Annotated in this window: 13 protein-coding genes and 8 pseudogenes; 7 read left to right on the top strand and 14 right to left on the bottom strand. The window is 69.2% G+C overall.

Annotated elements, in window-relative coordinates; all coding sequences use genetic code 11:
- The first annotated feature begins 200 nt into the window (after positions 1-200).
- Entirely contained in the window at positions 201-500 is a 300-nt protein-coding gene (locus tag AB0412_RS24975; RefSeq protein WP_366404787.1) for a hypothetical protein, read from the top strand.
- Positions 501-757: 257 nt separating this feature from the next.
- On the opposite strand, the gene AB0412_RS24970 is transcribed toward AB0412_RS24975, so the two are convergent.
- From AB0412_RS24970 to AB0412_RS24960, 3 genes and pseudogenes are all read right to left on the bottom strand, one after another.
- Positions 758-901: a hypothetical protein gene (locus AB0412_RS24970; protein ID WP_366404786.1), complete on the bottom strand. Its 144-nt coding sequence runs from the start codon at positions 899-901 to the stop codon at positions 758-760.
- Between the two features lie 91 nt (positions 902-992).
- Positions 993-1316 carry a hypothetical protein gene (locus tag AB0412_RS24965; RefSeq protein WP_366404796.1) on the bottom strand — a complete coding sequence of 108 codons (324 nt, stop codon included), beginning with the start codon at positions 1314-1316 and terminating at the stop codon, positions 993-995.
- Positions 1317-1418: 102 nt separating this feature from the next.
- A pseudogene (locus AB0412_RS24960) lies at positions 1419-1517 on the bottom strand (SpdA protein); the annotation flags it as partial.
- An 891-nt stretch (positions 1518-2408) separates the two neighbouring features.
- Here AB0412_RS24960 and AB0412_RS24955 point away from each other — a divergent pair.
- On the top strand, positions 2409-2924 hold the full coding sequence (locus AB0412_RS24955) for a winged helix-turn-helix domain-containing protein (protein WP_366404785.1): 516 nt from the start codon (positions 2409-2411) through the stop codon (positions 2922-2924).
- Positions 2921-3442, top strand: coding sequence for a transposase (locus AB0412_RS24950; protein WP_366404784.1), 522 nt, complete (start codon positions 2921-2923; stop codon positions 3440-3442). The genes AB0412_RS24955 and AB0412_RS24950 overlap by 4 nt, the downstream gene beginning before the upstream one ends.
- Before the next feature lie 90 nt (positions 3443-3532).
- On the opposite strand, the pseudogene AB0412_RS24945 reads toward AB0412_RS24950, so the two are convergent.
- From AB0412_RS24945 to AB0412_RS24900, 10 genes and pseudogenes are all read right to left on the bottom strand, one after another.
- A pseudogene (locus AB0412_RS24945) lies at positions 3533-4097 on the bottom strand (IS5 family transposase); the annotation flags it as partial.
- 126 nt (positions 4098-4223) lie between these two features.
- A pseudogene (locus AB0412_RS24940) lies at positions 4224-4495 on the bottom strand (ISAzo13 family transposase); the annotation flags it as partial.
- Between the two features lie 285 nt (positions 4496-4780).
- Positions 4781-6181 (bottom strand): annotated as a pseudogene (locus AB0412_RS24935) (carboxylesterase family protein).
- Between the two features lie 217 nt (positions 6182-6398).
- Positions 6399-6820, bottom strand: a pseudogene (locus AB0412_RS24930) (ABC transporter ATP-binding protein); the annotation flags it as partial.
- Positions 6821-7315: 495 nt separating this feature from the next.
- A complete protein-coding gene (locus AB0412_RS24925) occupies positions 7316-7471 on the bottom strand; it encodes a DUF6131 family protein (RefSeq protein ID WP_366404783.1) in 156 nt (51 codons plus the stop codon).
- Between the two features lie 233 nt (positions 7472-7704).
- Positions 7705-8247 carry a hypothetical protein gene (locus AB0412_RS24920; protein ID WP_366404782.1) on the bottom strand — a complete coding sequence of 181 codons (543 nt, stop codon included), beginning with the start codon at positions 8245-8247 and terminating at the stop codon, positions 7705-7707.
- Positions 8248-8310: 63 nt separating this feature from the next.
- Entirely contained in the window at positions 8311-8868 is a 558-nt protein-coding gene (locus AB0412_RS24915) for a hypothetical protein (protein WP_366404781.1), read from the bottom strand.
- Positions 8869-9273: 405 nt separating this feature from the next.
- Positions 9274-10276, bottom strand: a pseudogene (locus AB0412_RS24910) (FAD-dependent oxidoreductase); the annotation flags it as partial.
- Between the two features lie 18 nt (positions 10277-10294).
- A pseudogene (locus AB0412_RS24905) lies at positions 10295-10729 on the bottom strand (isoprenylcysteine carboxylmethyltransferase family protein); the annotation flags it as partial.
- A 69-nt stretch (positions 10730-10798) separates the two neighbouring features.
- Positions 10799-11333, bottom strand: a pseudogene (locus tag AB0412_RS24900) (3-oxoacyl-[acyl-carrier-protein] synthase III C-terminal domain-containing protein); the annotation flags it as partial.
- Between the two features lie 60 nt (positions 11334-11393).
- On the opposite strand from AB0412_RS24900, the gene AB0412_RS24895 reads away from it, so the two are divergent.
- Positions 11394-11675 carry a hypothetical protein gene (locus AB0412_RS24895; RefSeq protein WP_366404795.1) on the top strand — a complete coding sequence of 94 codons (282 nt, stop codon included), beginning with the start codon at positions 11394-11396 and terminating at the stop codon, positions 11673-11675.
- A gap of 253 nt (positions 11676-11928) precedes the next feature.
- Here AB0412_RS24895 and AB0412_RS24890 read toward each other — a convergent pair whose 3' ends face one another.
- Entirely contained in the window at positions 11929-13071 is a 1143-nt protein-coding gene (locus tag AB0412_RS24890) for an ROK family transcriptional regulator (protein ID WP_366404780.1), read from the bottom strand.
- 88 nt (positions 13072-13159) lie between these two features.
- Here AB0412_RS24890 and AB0412_RS24885 point away from each other — a divergent pair, with 88 nt between their 5' ends.
- The 3 genes from AB0412_RS24885 (at position 13160) to AB0412_RS24875 (ending at position 16575) form a co-directional block, all read left to right on the top strand.
- Complete coding sequence (locus AB0412_RS24885) at positions 13160-14458, top strand: DUF1479 domain-containing protein (protein WP_366404779.1); 1299 nt, start codon at positions 13160-13162, stop codon at positions 14456-14458.
- Positions 14459-14947: 489 nt separating this feature from the next.
- A complete protein-coding gene (gene tnpA / locus AB0412_RS24880) occupies positions 14948-15370 on the top strand; it encodes an IS200/IS605 family transposase (protein WP_366404793.1) in 423 nt (140 codons plus the stop codon).
- Positions 15367-16575, top strand: a complete 1209-nt coding sequence (locus tag AB0412_RS24875) for a transposase (RefSeq protein WP_366404778.1) — start codon at positions 15367-15369, stop codon at positions 16573-16575. Before tnpA ends, AB0412_RS24875 begins: the two co-directional genes overlap by 4 nt.
- The last annotated feature ends 9 nt before the right edge of the window (positions 16576-16584 follow it).

Genomic DNA, 16584 nt, shown 5'->3' with positions numbered 1-16584 from the left:
CACGACCCACGGCCGCGACTGACGGTTTCCCATACCCAGACCTACGAGCAAAAGGGCCGACAGTCTCATGATCAGCAGCTTTTGTTAGAGCCAGTTAAAGCGTAAGGGGCCATGATCACTCGCGCCAAAGCAGCTCCCGGCCAAAGTCGCTACGCCGACCGCGCGGTACTGTGCGGGCACACTCGGCAGGGGAGGGCACAGTGAGCGGCACATGGCGCCTAATGCGCGGCGACGAGCTCGTGGGCTCCCTGGCGGTCTACGACATAGATATGCCGCACTACCTCTGCGCCTTCAGCCCCGGCCCGGGCTGGGAACCGGTCCGGCCGCTCTTCGAGGCCTGGGCCGCGGTGCAAGGGCCGGACGCCGATGGGAGTCGGACAGCTGCGGCACTCAAGCCGATTGTTGATCTTGGGCTCGTTCTCGTGCCGGTTGCTGGAGGCGAGCCGATCAATCGCTTCTTCTTGCGAATCAACGGGGACAAGGCCCGCCTGAGGTACTGAAGCAGTCACTCTTGGCAAGACCGCGCCGTACGGTTGACATCAGCGGCTGACACCAACAGGCGCGAGCCCCTGCACTGAGCGCTGAACTTCACCGAACGATCAGCCGAGGATGCGGGTGGTTGGTCCATGTCCCCGAAACCCCCTGAGCGACCTGATAAGGGTGAGGCCACAGGTTCAAATCCTTATCCTGTTAGCCCCACCAGCATGAATACCCCCAGTCGATACCGCCTGCGGGTCTTTGACATTCACGGCAGACATCAGCCGATGAGTGGATCTTTCAGAAGCTCGGCCAGCATGTCCACCGCTTCACGTTCACTGTCGCCGACGACGTGCGCGTAGACATCGAGGGTCATGCTGATCTGGCTGTGCCGGAGGATCGCCTGAGCGACCTCGGGGTGCACCTGCAGGAAGGCGAGCAGGGTCCCGCAGGTGTGCCGTACCTAGCGCCCACCGGCGATCTTTCGTGCCCGCTCCTGGAGCTCCCGGCGCTCCTCAAGGACGCGAGCGCAGAACTCCGGGAGCGGGAGCACGGCCTGTGGAGGACGCCGTCTTGAGATCTTCGAGGACCAGGCCCACGCCCGTGACCCGCTGTACCTGCTTGACCGGGGTAGTGGTCGGCTTCGAGGTCGATGTCCTGGCTGCGGAGCCCGAGCACCTCGCTGCGTAGAGCTGGTGGGCTCGCACCGAACGCAGGCAGGCGCTGGCCGGGGCGTTGCGGAGCACGCGCAGAACCTTGAAGCGGGCCGAGGCGCCGACCTTCTCGCGGGTCAGCGTGGCCATGAACACCCGAATCTGCGCCGGGGTGAGCTTGACCACCGGCAGAGCCGGGACGGGCTCGCCGGGGCGATCTCCGGTCCCTCGTCCGGCGCCTCGGGGCGGTCGACCATCGGCGTGGGAGCAGGAGCAGCCGGGCGCCGGTTGCGGTGCCGGCTCGGTGGGCTGGTGGACGAGCAGGGTGCCGCCGAGGAAGGCCAGCGCTGGCCAACCGGCGACGAGGATGCGCAGCCAGGCCGGAACGCTGAACCGTTCCGTTCGTACGCGTGGAGTTTTGCTGTCGGGCAGGACCGACTCCGTGGCGACCAGCAGAACAAGTTCCGTCAGCTCGCCCAGTTGCTGGGGCCCGTCTCCTCCAACACGTGACCTCCGTCCCCATCTCCAGCCCCGTCCCAAGGAGACACCCAGTGACCGCCACGGCGCTGCCCCCTCGTCAACCACTCGCGGGCAGAGGCCCTCCGGGAATGCCCGGCGTCTACCTGCCGGTGGCCGACTATGAGACCCCGTACGCTGCCGCGATCATGCTCCGCTCGGTCCAGGCCGGCGAGGGCGAGCGAGGGCCACTACGGACCACCGGCCTACGACGCGTATACCAACGACGTCGACGGGGCGACCCGCCTGTACGTCGCCTACGTTGCTTCACTACTGAAAGCGGTGCGGCCCGTTTAAGCGTGCACGCATCCTTGCCAGCCATCCGGACGCAGTGCACGCTGAGCCCCTGCATCGAGGGAGGGCCTGTGTCTCTAGCTGAGCACCGCGTGATCAGCCACGAAGACGGGGAGCGCCGCGTCATCGCCGTGCTCCGCAGAAGTGCTGAGACCGACCAACTGAGCGATGAAGAGATCGTGGCCCAATTCGACGCGTGGGTGCGCGCCACTCGATCAGGCTGGGAGCAACCGCGTCCGGGACGTCCGAGCGGCTGAGACTGCGTTCTGTAGGAAACCCCCTGGCGTCGACGGCACGACATAGGCCGTCATGACGGTCTGCCCGTACCAGCGGTTTACCCGCATGCTCGGTGTCGTCCGGCTCCGGCCAGCGGCCGCGCGCCCGGTCCGCGCGGCTGGTGCCAGCCTTTACTTGAGTTTTTCGTTAGTTGTGTGGGTGCAAGGGCTTTAGCAGTGTGAGCATGATGGGGTGTCTTCCGAGCCGCAGGATGCTGTTGCTGATGTCTCCGTTCTGCCGTTGACGCCGCCGCAGTTGGCCGAGGCCCGTCGCATGCGTGCGGCTGAGTTGTTCGAGCAGAGAGGTCCTTCATCCGAGGTTGCCCGGGCAGTGGGGATGCATCCCGAGAGTGTGCGCCGGTGGAGACGTCTGTGGGAGCAGGGCGGGGTTCAGGCATTGCGGCGGCGTCCGGCTACCGGTCGGCCGCCCAAGCTGGATGACGCCCAGGTCGAAGCGGTTCGGACTGTGCTGGAGCAGGGCGCTCAGGCTCACGGGTTCGAGGCGGACCTGTGGACGCTGGGACGGGTCGGCGTGGTGGTTGAGCGGGTGACCGGGGTGAGGTTGGCCCGGGCCTCGGTATGGCGCCTGCTGACCGGGCGGCTGGGGTGGAGTCTGCAGCGGCCCAGGCGCCAGGCCATCGAGCGGGACGAGTCCGAGATCGCCCGATGGGTCGCCCAGGAGTGGCCGCGCATCAAAAGGGGGCGGTGAAGAAACGTGCCTGGATCGTGTTCTTCGATGAATCAGGCGTGTCGCTGCTGCCCGAGGTGCGTCGCAGCTACGCACCCCGCGGCCGCACTCCGCTCTTGCGGCACCGGCTGAACTGGAAACGAGCCGGGATGGCCGCCGCGCTGGGCTATCACGCCGCCGACCTCGATCGCGGCCCGCGGCTGTGCTTCCACCTCAAGCCGGGCAGCTACGACACCACTTCCCTGATCGAGGTGCTGGAACAGATCAAGACCTTCTACGCCGGTGAGTCGGTGGTGTTGGTATGGGACGGACTGTCCGCCCACTGGAGTCGGGGCATGCGGGCCTGGGTGGCCGAGCAGGACTGGCTCACCCTCGAGCGGCTGCCGGCCTACGCACCCGAACTCAACCCGGTCGAACTGCTGTGGTCGGCCATCAAGACCCGCGAGTTGGCCAACCTCGCCGGCGACCACCTCGCCGATGTCGCTGACGCAGCCGAACGCGGCATCCGCCGAGTCTGCTCCAGCGAGCAACTCCCGTGATCCTTACTCGCCCACACCGGCCTGACCATTCATCCCCAAACACCACAGAACTTACGGAAAACTCAAAAAAGGTAGGCAGTCTCGTTTGGATCAGCGTGCTGACCAGAGGATGCCTGCGATGTGGAGTCCGGCCAGATAGATGGTGGCGGTCTTCTCGTAGCGGGTGGCGATGCCGCGCCATTGCTTCAGGCGGTTGATGCACCGCTCGACCGTGTTGCGCTGCTTGTAGGCCTCGCGATCGAAGGCAGGTGGCCTGCCTCCCCGGCTTCCCCGACGCTTTCGGTGACCTTGCTGGTCCGCCGGAACGGGGATCACCGCGCGGATGCCGCGCCTGCGCAGGTGATCGCGGATCGCGCGCGAGGGGTACGCCTTGTCGGCAAGGACCACGCCCGGCCTCGTGCGGGGCCGTCCACGGTGCCGCGGAACGCGCAGTCGGGCCATCACGTCCGGGAGGGCGGGCGCGTCGCCGGCCTGGCCGGCGGTGAGAAGGAAGACCGGGGGCCGGCAACGGTCGTCGGCAGCAAGATGGATCTTTGTGGTCAGTCCGCCGCGGGACCGGCCGATGGCGTGGTCGTCTGGCTCACCGGCCGGGGCCCCTTTTGCGGGCCCTGGCCGCGTGCTGGTGAGCCCGCACGATCGTGGAGTCCACCGAGACGGCCCAGTTCAGGTCCTCGTCCGTGTCGGCCTGAGCCACCAAGGCGGTGAACACCTGCTCCCAGGTGCCGTCCACAGCCCACATCCGCAGTCGGTTGTAAACGCCCGCTTTCTCGGCCTGGCCGGGGAAGTCGTGCGTCTTGACCCTTACGGGCTGCCTTGCGGGCCGCCATTCGTGCCCAGCGTTCTTGTAGCGCCGATCAGCTCCTTCTTCTTGCTGTCCACACTGATCACCGGGTCACCGGCGTCCCTGTGGTCTCGTGCCTGCTCATTGAGGTAGTGGAAATGGGTCCGGTCGGGGTGCTGAGCACCCTCGATGGTCTTGGCGTTGGCCTGCAGACTGAAGGCTTCCTCCCGCAGCACGGCGACCGTGTCGGCGGAGACCCGGTGGCCCTGTCGCCCGTCGGGCGCAGGGAGATGTGTCGCGGTCGGAGCGCGTACGCTACTGGCCGGGGTAGCGGCGTACGTAAGGGGGCTACCGACTGTCCGGTATGTCAGTTCAGTAACGGTCGGGTCACGGCAGGCCACATCGGGTCTGCAGCCGGGCGCCACCGGACCGACGTGCCACGGGGTTCACGGCGACAGGGTATGGTCGCGAGATCCATGGCGCCAGCGCGGCCCAGGCATTCTCGAGTCCACGCTCGAAACAGAAGCAGTAGCCCCGGCCGACCGGGGTGGTCGGAGTTACCGGCTGATCAGCGGCAGCGCGGGGAAGGTGTGGCTCTGCCAGATCAGGCGAGAGGGCTCTTCCGGGTAGGCGGTGACCCGACCGAGTGTCGAAGAGCTGAACAAGGCGTTGACCGATGTCGTACGCGGGCCAGCCGGGGTCGCCGTGGGCGGCGAACGATGCCCATGCGGCGCGCATCCGGGCGGCAGGGCCTCTGCCTCCGGGGAGGGTGTTTCAGCGATCAGCATGGCAGGCTGGCCGCGGTTCAGGTTGCCGAAGACGAGTGGTACGTCGAGGCCGTGGCAGGCGCCGAGGGCGCCGCCCATGCCGGGGGCCGGCCAGGCCAGCTCGTAGACATGCGCGCGGCCCCCGGCAGCCGTCTGGGCCTCGGCGAGGTGGAGCGACGGCATGCGGAACAGCCAGTCGGAATGGACCAGTTCGTACAGCTCGTCCGGGCTCGCCGCCGGGAAGGCGTCGCGGTAGCGGCGTGCGCCGTCCGGGCCGGGTGCGAATACCTGGAGGGCGTTCGCCGCCTGCTCCTGGCTCACCTCACCGAGCAGACCGTCGATGGCGGTGAACAGGCGCTGCTCGTCGCGGGTGTGTCCGACGAGGAGTTCGATGTCGCGGCCGGCGCCGTCGGTCAGGGCCTGCCACGGTGTGACGGCCAGGACCTCGCCGTCGACGACGGGCGAGAAGGGGATCGCTCTGCGCGCGGGCCGGCCCTAGCGTTGCCCCCACTGGCCCATCTTGGCGCCGACCGTGTCACCGGCGGCGCACAGACGGCGTGGGGTAAGGCGGGACAGGTCGGGCACCGTGGGCCGCAGCCCCAGCTCGGCGGCGCAGGCGGCAGTGATGTCCGCGGCAAGATCCGGCGAGCAGCGCGGCGAGCGATCCCTCACCCGCCGACTGACCGAAAACCGTGACCCGGTCGTGGTCGCCGCCGAAAGCCCGGATGTTGTCGCGCACCCATTCGAGAGTGGCGACCTGGTCGAGCAGACGCCGGTTGGGAGGGGCCCCTCCATCTGCGCGAAGCCCTCGATCCCCACGTAATAGTTGAAAGTGACAACCACCACGCCACCGTCCCGCGCGAGCCGGCCACCGTCGTACTCGAGGAGGCCGGACATACCGATCACGTAGGCGCCGACCTGGATCCACACCGTCACCGGCAGCTCCGCGACAGCGCGTCAATGCCGAAGTGCCCACCCTGCGGGGGCGGAGGGCCGTACGAAAGGGTATCCCGCACCCCGCTCCAGCCCCGCACCGCTCGGCGCGGCGAAGCGCAACACGCCGACCGGGGGCTCGGCGAACGGGATGCCGCGAAAGACCGCCACACCCGCCTCCCGGCTGCGGCGCAGCCTTCCGGCGGCCGCGCGGACCACGGGCCGGGATCCGGAGGGCTTGGACTCGCCAACGGTCATCACAACCGCCTCGCAACAGGAGGAGAGGGCTCACCGGCCCATACCCTGCGGATCATCCACCGCGGGTGGATGCCGCGCCAGCGATTTACGGATGACTCGGACTGCTGGAGGCATCCACTCCGTGCCTTCATCGGCACGGCTTCTCCGGCTGCGCCGGTTCGCGCAAGGTCTCCCCAAGCCCTCGTCGGCGTCTGCGGCGCAGGAGGACTCGACCGGGTCAGCACCTGCGGCCGGCGCACAGCTCCAACTGCTCCCTTTCGAAGCGTTGGCGGAAGGTGCAGTCGTGCGAGACCGCGACCACCGTTCCCGGGTACACTGCGAGCGCGGCCAGAAGGCCCTCGACCAGGTCGAGCGCGATGTGGTTGGTCGGCTCCTCGAGGACCAAGAGGTTCGCGGGCCGGGTCACCAAGGTCGCGATCTGCAGCCGCCACTGCTGCTGTCCCGCAGACAGGGCGGCGACCTGGACGTGCAGGTCCTCCTCGCGGAACAGCCCTGGAGCCAGAAGCTGTTCGGCGTATTCGTCCGGCAGCCCGGTCCGTCCGGCGGCGAATGCGGCGAGCAGTGGGAGCGCAGGAGCATCGTCTTGCCCGCGCTGTTCTCACCAGTGACAAGGAGCCGTTGTCCGGGCGCGATCGTCAGGAGCCGGAAAGCCATGCCCCCACCCTGACAAGACGGACCGTCTCGCCTCAACTCGTGCGGAGAGCGAAGCCCTGGATCCCCAAGCGTGGGGCACCCGCTACGGGGGCACTCGCGGCGACGCGTCCAGGCGCCCTACCTCTCGCCCACCTGGACCGATGAACCGGGCGTCCCAGGCGGCGGTGCCCACCTCGGACCGGGAAAAGCCGCCAGGCGTGCGGCACGTCCAGGCGCTTCTTCAGCGTGCCGTCCTGCTTCGCGGTCCAGGACTGACGGCCGGGGGCGCCCACGGCGCACCGGGCTTGGAACCTTCGCCGCTGGCTCTAGCTGTTCTTCGTCGGGGCGGTCCCGTGCGCGACGTGCGGCCTGCGGGTCGTGATCGGTCGATGGCATTGCCATTGCCACGGCGGTTGGGCGTGGCGATCCGGCACACGGCCAGGCGCAGGCCGTGCGTTAGCATGCACGGACGACAGTGCCGTCCTGTCTGCTGTGGCAGGGTCACCAGTAGTGGCGGCGGCCGGCGACCGTGCGTCCCATGGAGCCCATGATCCACAGGACCGCTCCGATGACCGCGAGGATGATCCCGATCGTCCACAGGATCGATATGCCGGTGATGAATCCGACGACCAGCAGGATGATGCCGAGGAGGAGCATGAACGCCTCCGATGGGGAGTAGTGCTGCTCTTACTGCGGACCGCAACGCCGTGCTGGGGAAGTGCCGGTGTGTCGGTATTCCAGGGCCGGAAGGCGTGATCGTGACATCTTCCGGTGGCTGCGGAGAGTGCCGTCCATTCCGGCCCGCGTACTGAGGTGGTGGAGATCCCCACATGAGACGGCGGCCGAAAGGCACGGCCGCCGCCGTCTGCTCCGCTGTGCCCCGTGCTGCGTCAGCTGACGAGCAGGCGGTTGAAGAACGAACGGTAATGGCGAAGGGCCTGCCGCAGGTCTTCAGTGTTCGCCTGTTCGCCGCGGTTCCACTGACCTTCCAGTTCTCGTTTGTGATCGGCGAACGTGGTGGCCAGCTTCTGCATCACATCGGCGACGAGCGCGTCGGCGGTGTGCACGGCCTCGCGTGGGTCGTCCACGAACTGGTTCTGCACCTCCTGCCAGCGTGTGCGGAAACCCTCCTCATCCTCCGGGGTGAGGAGTTGGGGGGCCTGGTCCTCGTCGTGGCCGCCCTCGTCGGCGTCTTGCTGCTGCGCGCCGGTGTCGGTGTCGGTGTCCACCGGCTCGTCCTCAGCGCTCGCGGCTACCGAGCCCTCGTCTTCGACGGGACGGCTCGGCGTGCTCGTGCTCTCGCCGGGGAAGGTCGGCACGTCCGTCGCTGTACTCGCGGAGCTCTCCTGCGTGGACGTGTCGCGAGGTTGGGCGAGGTCATCGGTGGACAGGCCGCTCGCGGTGGCGGTGTCCGGTGTGTCCTTGCGTTCCATGTCTCCTCCGCTCTTGGAGGCCTGGGCCTTCCGGATCACGCGGCACGCTGTTCGCGGAGCCGTTCAGGCCGGGGCGTGGCGGCGTTCGCCGCCGTCGGAGAGCAGCTCGTCGAACAGGGCCCGGTAGTGCACCATGGCACCCCGCAATTGTTCGGTGGTCGCCTCGTGCCGGGCGCTGAGAGCGTCGACATCATGGGCGGCCCGGTAGTGCTCGAGTGTGCGGCTGTGCTCGACCGAGAGATCTTTGAGCTGTTGCTCAAAGTCCTGGGTCGGGTAGCCGCGCTCGTGCATCAAGGAGGTCACGAGACGGTCCGCGTCGTGTACGGCGTCCTCTGGACGGTCCACGAACTCTTCCTGCACGCTGGCCCACTCCCGGGTGTACCGATCCCGGGCACTGCTGTCCAGCGGCTTGATCTCAAGTGAGTCATGCCGCTTCTCGCGGGCCCTGAGCTCACGCTCGCCGGCCATGCGGCTGTCGGCGTCCTCCATCGTTCGTTCGTACTCCGGGCCGAAGCGCTCGCGGAGCTTACGGCGGCGCATGAGCAGCGAGGCCGCCACGGCTGCCACGGCGATCACCACCACGAGGGGAATGATGATCGCCAGAAGTGTCCCTGTTGCCATCGGGCCGACCCCCTAACTGCACCTTTTATCCCATTTAGTGGAATTACCGCTTCTTTTCCTTTGAAACAAGGTGCGGGTACGAATATGACTCCGCCCTCTCACGACCCAGCCCCCAACGCTGCGGCGAGGAAGACGTCCGGGCGCCGACCGGGCAGCGCCTGGTCAAGCAGCCAGCTGCCGTGCACCACGAGCGGTGGCCAGTCAGGGCCGTGGCCCCCGGCCGGCTGATGGACCCGATCATCGCGCCGCAGCAGTCATTCGCCTGCACCGCGGAGCGGTGGGGCACCCGCTACGGGGGCGCACCGGAAGGACCATCCGTGCCGAGCAGCCGCTGTCCACCGCCACTCCGAACGCGCGGGGTCGCACGAGTGGCCGTGCGACGGGGACTTGTTGACCCCCGCAGCCGAAGAGGCGTGGCAGGCGTGCGGCGGTGGGCACGATGTGCGGGGCGAGCGCGGGCTGCTGTCGGGCCCTGACGAGGAGTTCGGTCAGGTGCCGGTGCCGGCGGGTCGCCCGGCTCCAGTCGGTCTCCTAGCGGCCCGCTGTGCCGCGGCGCATGTTGGCGACCAGGGCTTCCGCACCGGTGAGGGCGAGGGAGACGCCCTCACCGGTCAGCGCGTCGATGTATCCGGCGGCATCGCCGACGAGCAGAACCGCCCGTGGACGCCGGCGCTTGCTCGCTGGCGCAGCGGTCCCGCGCCTCGCACCGCGGTGACGGCCGGGTCCTCGGGGAGGCGGGCCGCCAGCTCGGGGAAGTCGTCCAACTGGGTGGCGAAGGGGGCTCGCCGGCCGTCAGCAGGGCGATGCCGACGAGTGCGGGGCTGAGCGGGGTGACGTACGCCTCCGCGTGCGCTCCCCAGTGCACCTCGACATAGGGCGACCAGGGCGGCACCGCGTAGTGGCGGCGCAGTCCGTAGCGGGGGGCGCCCCGGGATTTCACCTCCAGGCCGAGGGAACGGCGCACGGACGAGTGCAGGCCGTCGGCGGCGACCAACCACCGGGCGCGCAGCCCCGTGCCGGGCGCGCTCACACCCGTGCCGTCCTGCTGTACCTCCTCCACCCGCACAGGCAGTACAGGGACGCCCGCCTCCTGGACGGCCCGGTGCAGGGCACCGTGCAGGTGGGTGCGCGCGCGCCCCGAGGCCGGGGCCGTGCCGGAACGCTGCCTGGACCTGGCAGGGTGCTTGGACGTAGCGGATGCCGGTGACGGGGTGCCCGGGGATCTCCAGGCCGAGGGCGGTCAGGGCGCGGACGGCGCCGGGCATCAGGCCCTCTCCGCACGCCTTGTCGACGGGTGCCGGCGGGGTTCGACCACGACGGTGTCGAGACCGGCACGCGCGGCGTGCAGGGCGGTGGCGAGGCCGGCCGGTCCGCCGCCGACGATCAGCAGGTCGTGGAGGCCGCTCACGCGGGCGCCGCCTGGGGTGAGGGCGGCGTTCTCGCAGCGGACACGGACCGTGAGCAGTACCGCGTTGGCAATGGTGAACGCCGTCGCGGTCAGCCAGGCGGAGTGCACCAGCGGCAGAGCGGCGACCTCCACGACGACCGCCACGTAATTGGGGTGGCGCAGGAAGCGGTAGGGCCCGGCGCCGACCAGGCGCGCTCCGGGAACGACGATGACCCGGGTGTTCCAGTACGGCCCGAGGGTGGTGATGCATCACCAGCGCAGGGCCTGGGCGAGTGCGGCCAGCGCCAGCATGGGCCACCCCAGGGCGGGCAGGAACGGCCGGTCGGCGAGCGCGGGTTCGAGCAGACAGCACGCGAGCAGGCCGGTGTGCAGGGCGACCATGACCGGGTAGTGGCCACGGCCGTATTCCACACCGGCGCGGGCGAGGGTCCAGGCCGCGTTGCGCCGGGCCACGACGAGTTCGGCGACGCGCTCGGCGGCGACGGCGAGGACGAGAAGCGTGTACCACGCATGAGGACCCCATCACCAGCGCAGCAGGACGAGTTCGGAACAGAATCCCGGGCCCATCGCCATGCGCATCCCCCACGTACCGGGCTCGGGCCGACGGGATTCCCAGGTGTTCTGGAGAATGTGGAGGACGGAGACCGAGGACATGTTCCCCGCGGTCGCGAGGGAGTGCCGCGCGGACTCCAGGGCGTCGCCGGGCAGGCCGAGAGCGTCGGTCACGGCGGAGAGGATCCTGGGGCCTCCCGGATGGCACACCCAGGTTCCGATGTCGTCCGTGGTCAAGCCGTGTTCGGCCAGGAAGGCACGCAGGTGCCGACCCAAGTGGTCCCGTACGAGCCCGGGAACCCCCGCCGTCGATCACGACGCGGAATCCGCCGCAGTCGATGTCCCACCCCAGGAGCGGCTCGGTGTCCGAGTACAGGTGACTGCGCGTGGCGACCGCCTGGGGCCCGGGTGTGTCCGGCGCGGCGCGACCGCTGCCGCTCACCGCGCCACTGCCACCGGCGCGTGCGACAAGCGCCGCCGCCCCGTCACCGAACAGTGAGCAGCTACGGTCTCGACCGGGTGGGTCTACCTGCCCACAGCGGCCGATCCAGCGAGGACCGCAGGCGTGGTCGATCTTGCCGATCTCCACGAGCGCACCAGAGACGTCAGGCGCATGACGGCTGCCCCCATATGTACAGGGGCCGGCATCACTACCCTCGAACTGGCGGCGGCCACCGCGTTCGGTGTGGACGGCGTCATCATCGACTCCGCCTTTCGCCAGGCCCTGCAACCCGACGCTGGGCAGAATGCTGACATCAGCCGACTCGACCGCTGCGCTACCCGTTATGCAGCAGCTCTGCGAACGGTTCCTGGCGGTCGGCAGCTCACGTCAGCACCTCAGTGCTGACCATCCATGGTGGAGGTGGAGACGACGCACTCGCCTCGAAGTGGCGTCCGTGGACGCCTGCCGGCAGTTGCCGCCGCGCATGGTTACGACGGCGGCCTCCGTGGTGTTCGCGAGGACCGTTCCGAGGGCTTGGCGCCGGTCACATCAGACCCCGTCAACGTCTTCATCTCCAGTGGCTGCCCTCCTCACTTGGGGGTGTTCCGTCCTTGTGGGTGGCGATGGGCGGGGTGTCGGGGGTGTGCCGGGCGGGTGGTTACTGCTCGGGGGTTGGGCGGGCGGCGCGGACGATGTGGGTGCGCAGTTCGTCCACGGCTTTGGTGCGGGCGCCGTCGAGGTCGGGGGAGGGGAGGGTGGCGGTGGTGACGGGGAGGGGGCGTGGGGTGTGGCTGAGGTGTTCGGCCACGGCGGTGGTGATGGTCGGGTGGGTGCCCCATTCGCCGCCGATGACGATCATGCTGGGGTCGGTCAGGGAGACGGCTGCGGCCAGGACTCCGCTGACGGCTCGGGCCACGGCCGCGGTGAGTCGCTCCGCCTGGTCGTCTGCGGCGGTCAGCCGGGCGGTGAGCTTTTCGGTGTCGATGGCGGTGGAGTGTGCGTGGCGCAGGCCGAGGGCGGCGAAGACGTCGGTGAAGTGCATGGCGGTGCCGTCGGGTCCGACGGTGTAGAGGTGGGCGATCTCGCCGGCGAGGCCGTGGTGGCCGCGGCGGACGTGGCCGTCGTTGACGACGGCGCAGCCGAGTCCTTGGCCGAGGTGGAGGTAGACGAAGTCGTCCACGCCGACGGCGCATCCGTGGTCGCGTTCGGCGCGGGCGGCCCAGTTGACGTCGTTGTCGACCAGTACGGGTCCTGTGACGTGGGGGGCCAGTAGGGCGGGCGGGTCGAGGTCGCCGACGAGGAAGGGTGCGTCGGGGAGCTGGACGAGCCGGCCTGTGGTGCGGTCGACGGGGTCGGCGGCGCTGACCACGGCGATGCGTACAGGCCCGGGTGTGCGGTCGGCGAGGTCGGCTGCGGCGTGTGTGAGGGCGGCGGCGGCCGGCTCGGGCCCGTCGTTGTGTCCGAGCGGGATGTGGGTCTGCTCCCGGACGGTGCCGTGCGCGTCGACTGTTTCGGCGCGCAGGCCGTAGGGGGTGATGGCGGCGACCAGGGCGGTGCCGGTGGCCGGGGCGAGGGCGTAGTAGGTGCCCTGCCGGCCGCGTCCGGCGGTGCGTTCTCCGGTGTCGGCGAGGAGGCCGGCGTGGGTGAGGCGCTGGACGCTGTCGGAGATGGTGGGTTTGGAGATCCCGGTGTGTGCGGCGATCTCGGCGCGTGTCAGCCGGGGGTGGGTCATCAGGGTGCGCAGCACGTTCTCGTCGGTCAGGCTGCGCAGCATCTCCAGGGAGGGTTTCGGCGGTGCCATGCCGCCATCCTAGTAAGGAGCCTTGCCTAAATGTTGGCGTCGTTCTAACGTGATTCAAGTAAGGAGTCCTAACTGAAGGAGTCGGGTCATGGCGCTCGCCGCTGAGCCGCAGCACACCCTTCCGCCCCTGCCGCACTGGCAGCAGACCCCGGAGGATCTCGGGGCCGCCGTCCGCACGATCAAGGCCGCCCTACGGGCCAGGATCGAAGCCTCCGGCCGCACCGTTGCAGAGGTCTTCGCCGCCGCCGAGCGCCGTATCGAGGCGCGCATCGAGGAGATCGAAGCCGACCGCGCCCGCGGCGAGCAGGTCTGGCCGGTCATCGACTACGACGCGATCCAGGCGGGCACCGTGACGCCCGAGGAGCGCGCCAAGCTCGCCCGGCGCGGCTGCCTGGTCGTGCGCGGCCACTTCCCCCGCGAGCAGGCCCTGGCCTGGGACGCCGCCATCGTGGACTACGTCGAGCGCAACAATTTCTTCGAGAAGTACACCGGCCCGGGCGACGACTTCTTCGGCAGCGTCGGATCCAAGCCGGAGATCTATCCCGTCTACTGGTCGACGGCGCAGATGCAGGCCCGCCAGTCGGAGCGGATGTCCACCGTGCAGTCGTTCCTGAACTCGCTGTGGCGCCACACCTCCGAGGACGGCACCCAGTGGTTCGACCCGGACCGCGACGCGCTGTACCCGGACCGCATCCGCCGCCGCCCGCCGGGCACCGACTCCGCCGGCCTGGGCACCCACTGCGACCCCGGCACCCTCGACCTGTGGATGACCAAGGACTACCAAGAAGCGTTCCGGCACGTGTTCGACGGCTCGGTGGAGTCCTACGACCCCTGGGACGCCGCCCACCGCACCACCGGCCCCCAGTACCCGGGCTCGACCATGTGCTCGGCCTTCCGCACCTTCCAGGGCTGGACCGCCCTGTCGGACATGGACGCCGACCAGGGCGTGCTCCACACCGTCCCGATCCCCGAGATCATGGCCTACCTCCTGCTGCGCCCCCTGCTCCCCGACGTCCCCGAGGACTCGATGTGCGGGGTGCGCACCAACCAGGTCTTCCCCGTCACCAAGCGCTGGCACCCGGCGCTGTACCGGGCCCTGAGCCCCATCCCCGACGTGAAGGCCGGCGACTCGGTGTGGTGGCACTGCGACATGATCCACAGCGTCGCCCCCGTCAAGAACCAGAAGGGCTGGGGCAACGTCATGTACATCCCCGCCGCCCCCTGGTGCGCCCGCAACGAGCGCTACGCCGAACAGGTCCGCGAGGCCTTCGTCACCGGTTCCAGCCCCAGCGACTTCCCCGCCGAGCACTACGAGCGCACCTGGAACGGCCGCTTCACCCCCGAGGACCTCAACGACACCGGACGCCGCGGCCTGGACCTCGCCTGACCACCGCAAACCGTCAGCGAGATACCGGTGGGGCGGGCCCGCGGAACCCGGTGACGGGCTCCGCGGGACCGCCCGTTTCCGACGCGGCTGCCGTGCCGCGCGCGAGAACCGGATCGTCGACGTCGGCTTCGCCTGAGCCTGCAGCTCGGCGAAGAAGGCGTCCACCGGTTCAACGCTCTCAGCGGCAGTCGCAGGTATCGCCGAGGGCGTGCGGGCCGTGCTCGGCGAGCGTCGGCAGGGAGACGGCCGCCAGGCGGTCGGGGAACGCGCCGCTCGATCCGGAGGTACCGACGGACCTCGCGCTTCGCCGGCGGCACACGTCCGGGGTGCCATCAGGACCAAGCCAGGGGGCGCCCCGCTTTAGCGAGGTGGGGAATGGCTTCTCTGGGCTGCTCTGACCTCAACTGGTTGCACGGATCTGCACTGTTCACCTGATCCCACCTTTCCGCCGCACTAGACCTGTAGCGCACGTATATTGATCGCGTGACTGTGACCAGGAAGGTTCGCCGATTCTCCGGCGGTGTGTACGACCTGGGTCTCCACGTGGTGTGGTGCCCGAAGTACCGCCGTCCGGTCCTCGGCGGCCGGGTCGCGGAACGACTGGACGAGCTGATCCGGCAGAAGGCGGAGGAACGCGGCTGGGAGATCATCGCCCTTGAGGTGATGCCCGACCACGTCCACCTCTTCATCAAGCACGACTCGAAGTCGTCGGCCTCGTACGTGGCCAACCAGTTCAAGGGCTTCACCTCCCGCGTGCTGCGCGAGGAGTTTCCGCACCTGAAGTCGCGGATGCCCACCTTGTGGTCGTCGTCGTACTTCGCGGCGTCGGCCGGCGCGGTGTCGGCGGCGACGGTCGAGAGGTACATCGACACCCAGTGGGAACGCCCGGGGAAGAGGGGCGGCGACTCGTGATCCGCGCGTACAAGTTCCTCCTGCGCCCCACGGCCCGTCAGGCGGCCGCATTGGGCGAGATGCTGCGGGACCACTGCTCGCTGTACAACGGGGCCCTGCAAGAGCGGCGCGACGCCTACCGGCACACCTCGAAGACGAGTGTCAAGTACGGGGACCAGTCCGCGCAGCTCAAGGAGATCCGCGCGTTCGCCCCGGAGTGGCAGGGCCGCTGGTCGTTCTCCTCCCAGCAGGCCACCTTGCGCCGATTGGACAAGGCGTTCCAAGCCTTCTTCAAGCGGGTCAAGGCCGGGCAGACGCCGGGCTACCCGCGCTTCAAGGGTGTCGGGCACTTCGACACCGTCGTCTTCCCCAGGGACGGTGACGGCTGCCGCTGGAACTCCACCCCCGACCACCGTCAGATACGCGTCCGTCTTCAAGGTGTCGGGCACGTCCGCGTGCACCAGCACCGGCCCGTGCGGGGCGGCGTCAAGACAATCTCGGTGAAGCGTGAGGGGAACCGCTGGTACGTCGTCCTCACTTGCGACGAGGTGCCCGCCGAAGAGCTTGTGCCCACCGGGGTGATCACCGGCATCGACATGGGTGTGGCCCATTTCCTGACCACATCCGACGGCGAACACGTCGCCAACCCGCGCTTCCTGCAGACGATGGCCGATCAACTGGCCGAGGCGCAGCGGCACCTGGCGGCCTTCCCCAAGCGGAGCCGGCAGCGCACCAAGCGCCACCGCGCGGCGGCCCGGAAGGTCGCCAAGCTGCACGCCAGGATCCGGCGGCAGCGCGCCGACTTCCACCACAAGACCGCCCGCGCGCTGGTCCGTGACCACGACGTGATCGTGCACGAACGGCTGAACACGGCGGGCATGACCAAGACCCCCGCCCCCAGGCCCGACCCCGAGCAGCCCGGCGGCTTTCTGCCGAACGGTGCTGCCGCGAAGGCCGGGCTCAACAAGAGCATCCTCGACGCGGGTTGGGCGCAGTTCCTCCACATCCTGGCGAACAAGGCTGAGAGTGCCGGTCGCCGAGTGATCTCTGTGGACGCGCGCAACACCTCCCGCACGTGCCCCGAATGCGGGCACGTCGCGAAGGGGAACCGTGTCACCCAAGCGAAGTTCCAGTGCACGGCATGCGGGTTCGCGGCGAACGCGGACCACGTCGGCGCGACGAACGTCCTCAACAGGGCCGGGCTGGTCCTCTGCGCGGCGGCTTAGCCACCGACA

The sequence above is a fragment of the Streptomyces sp. NPDC052012 genome, from assembly GCF_040689265.1.
GTDB lineage: Bacteria > Actinomycetota > Actinomycetes > Streptomycetales > Streptomycetaceae > Streptomyces.
This window is presented reverse-complemented; position numbering and strand designations above follow the sequence as displayed.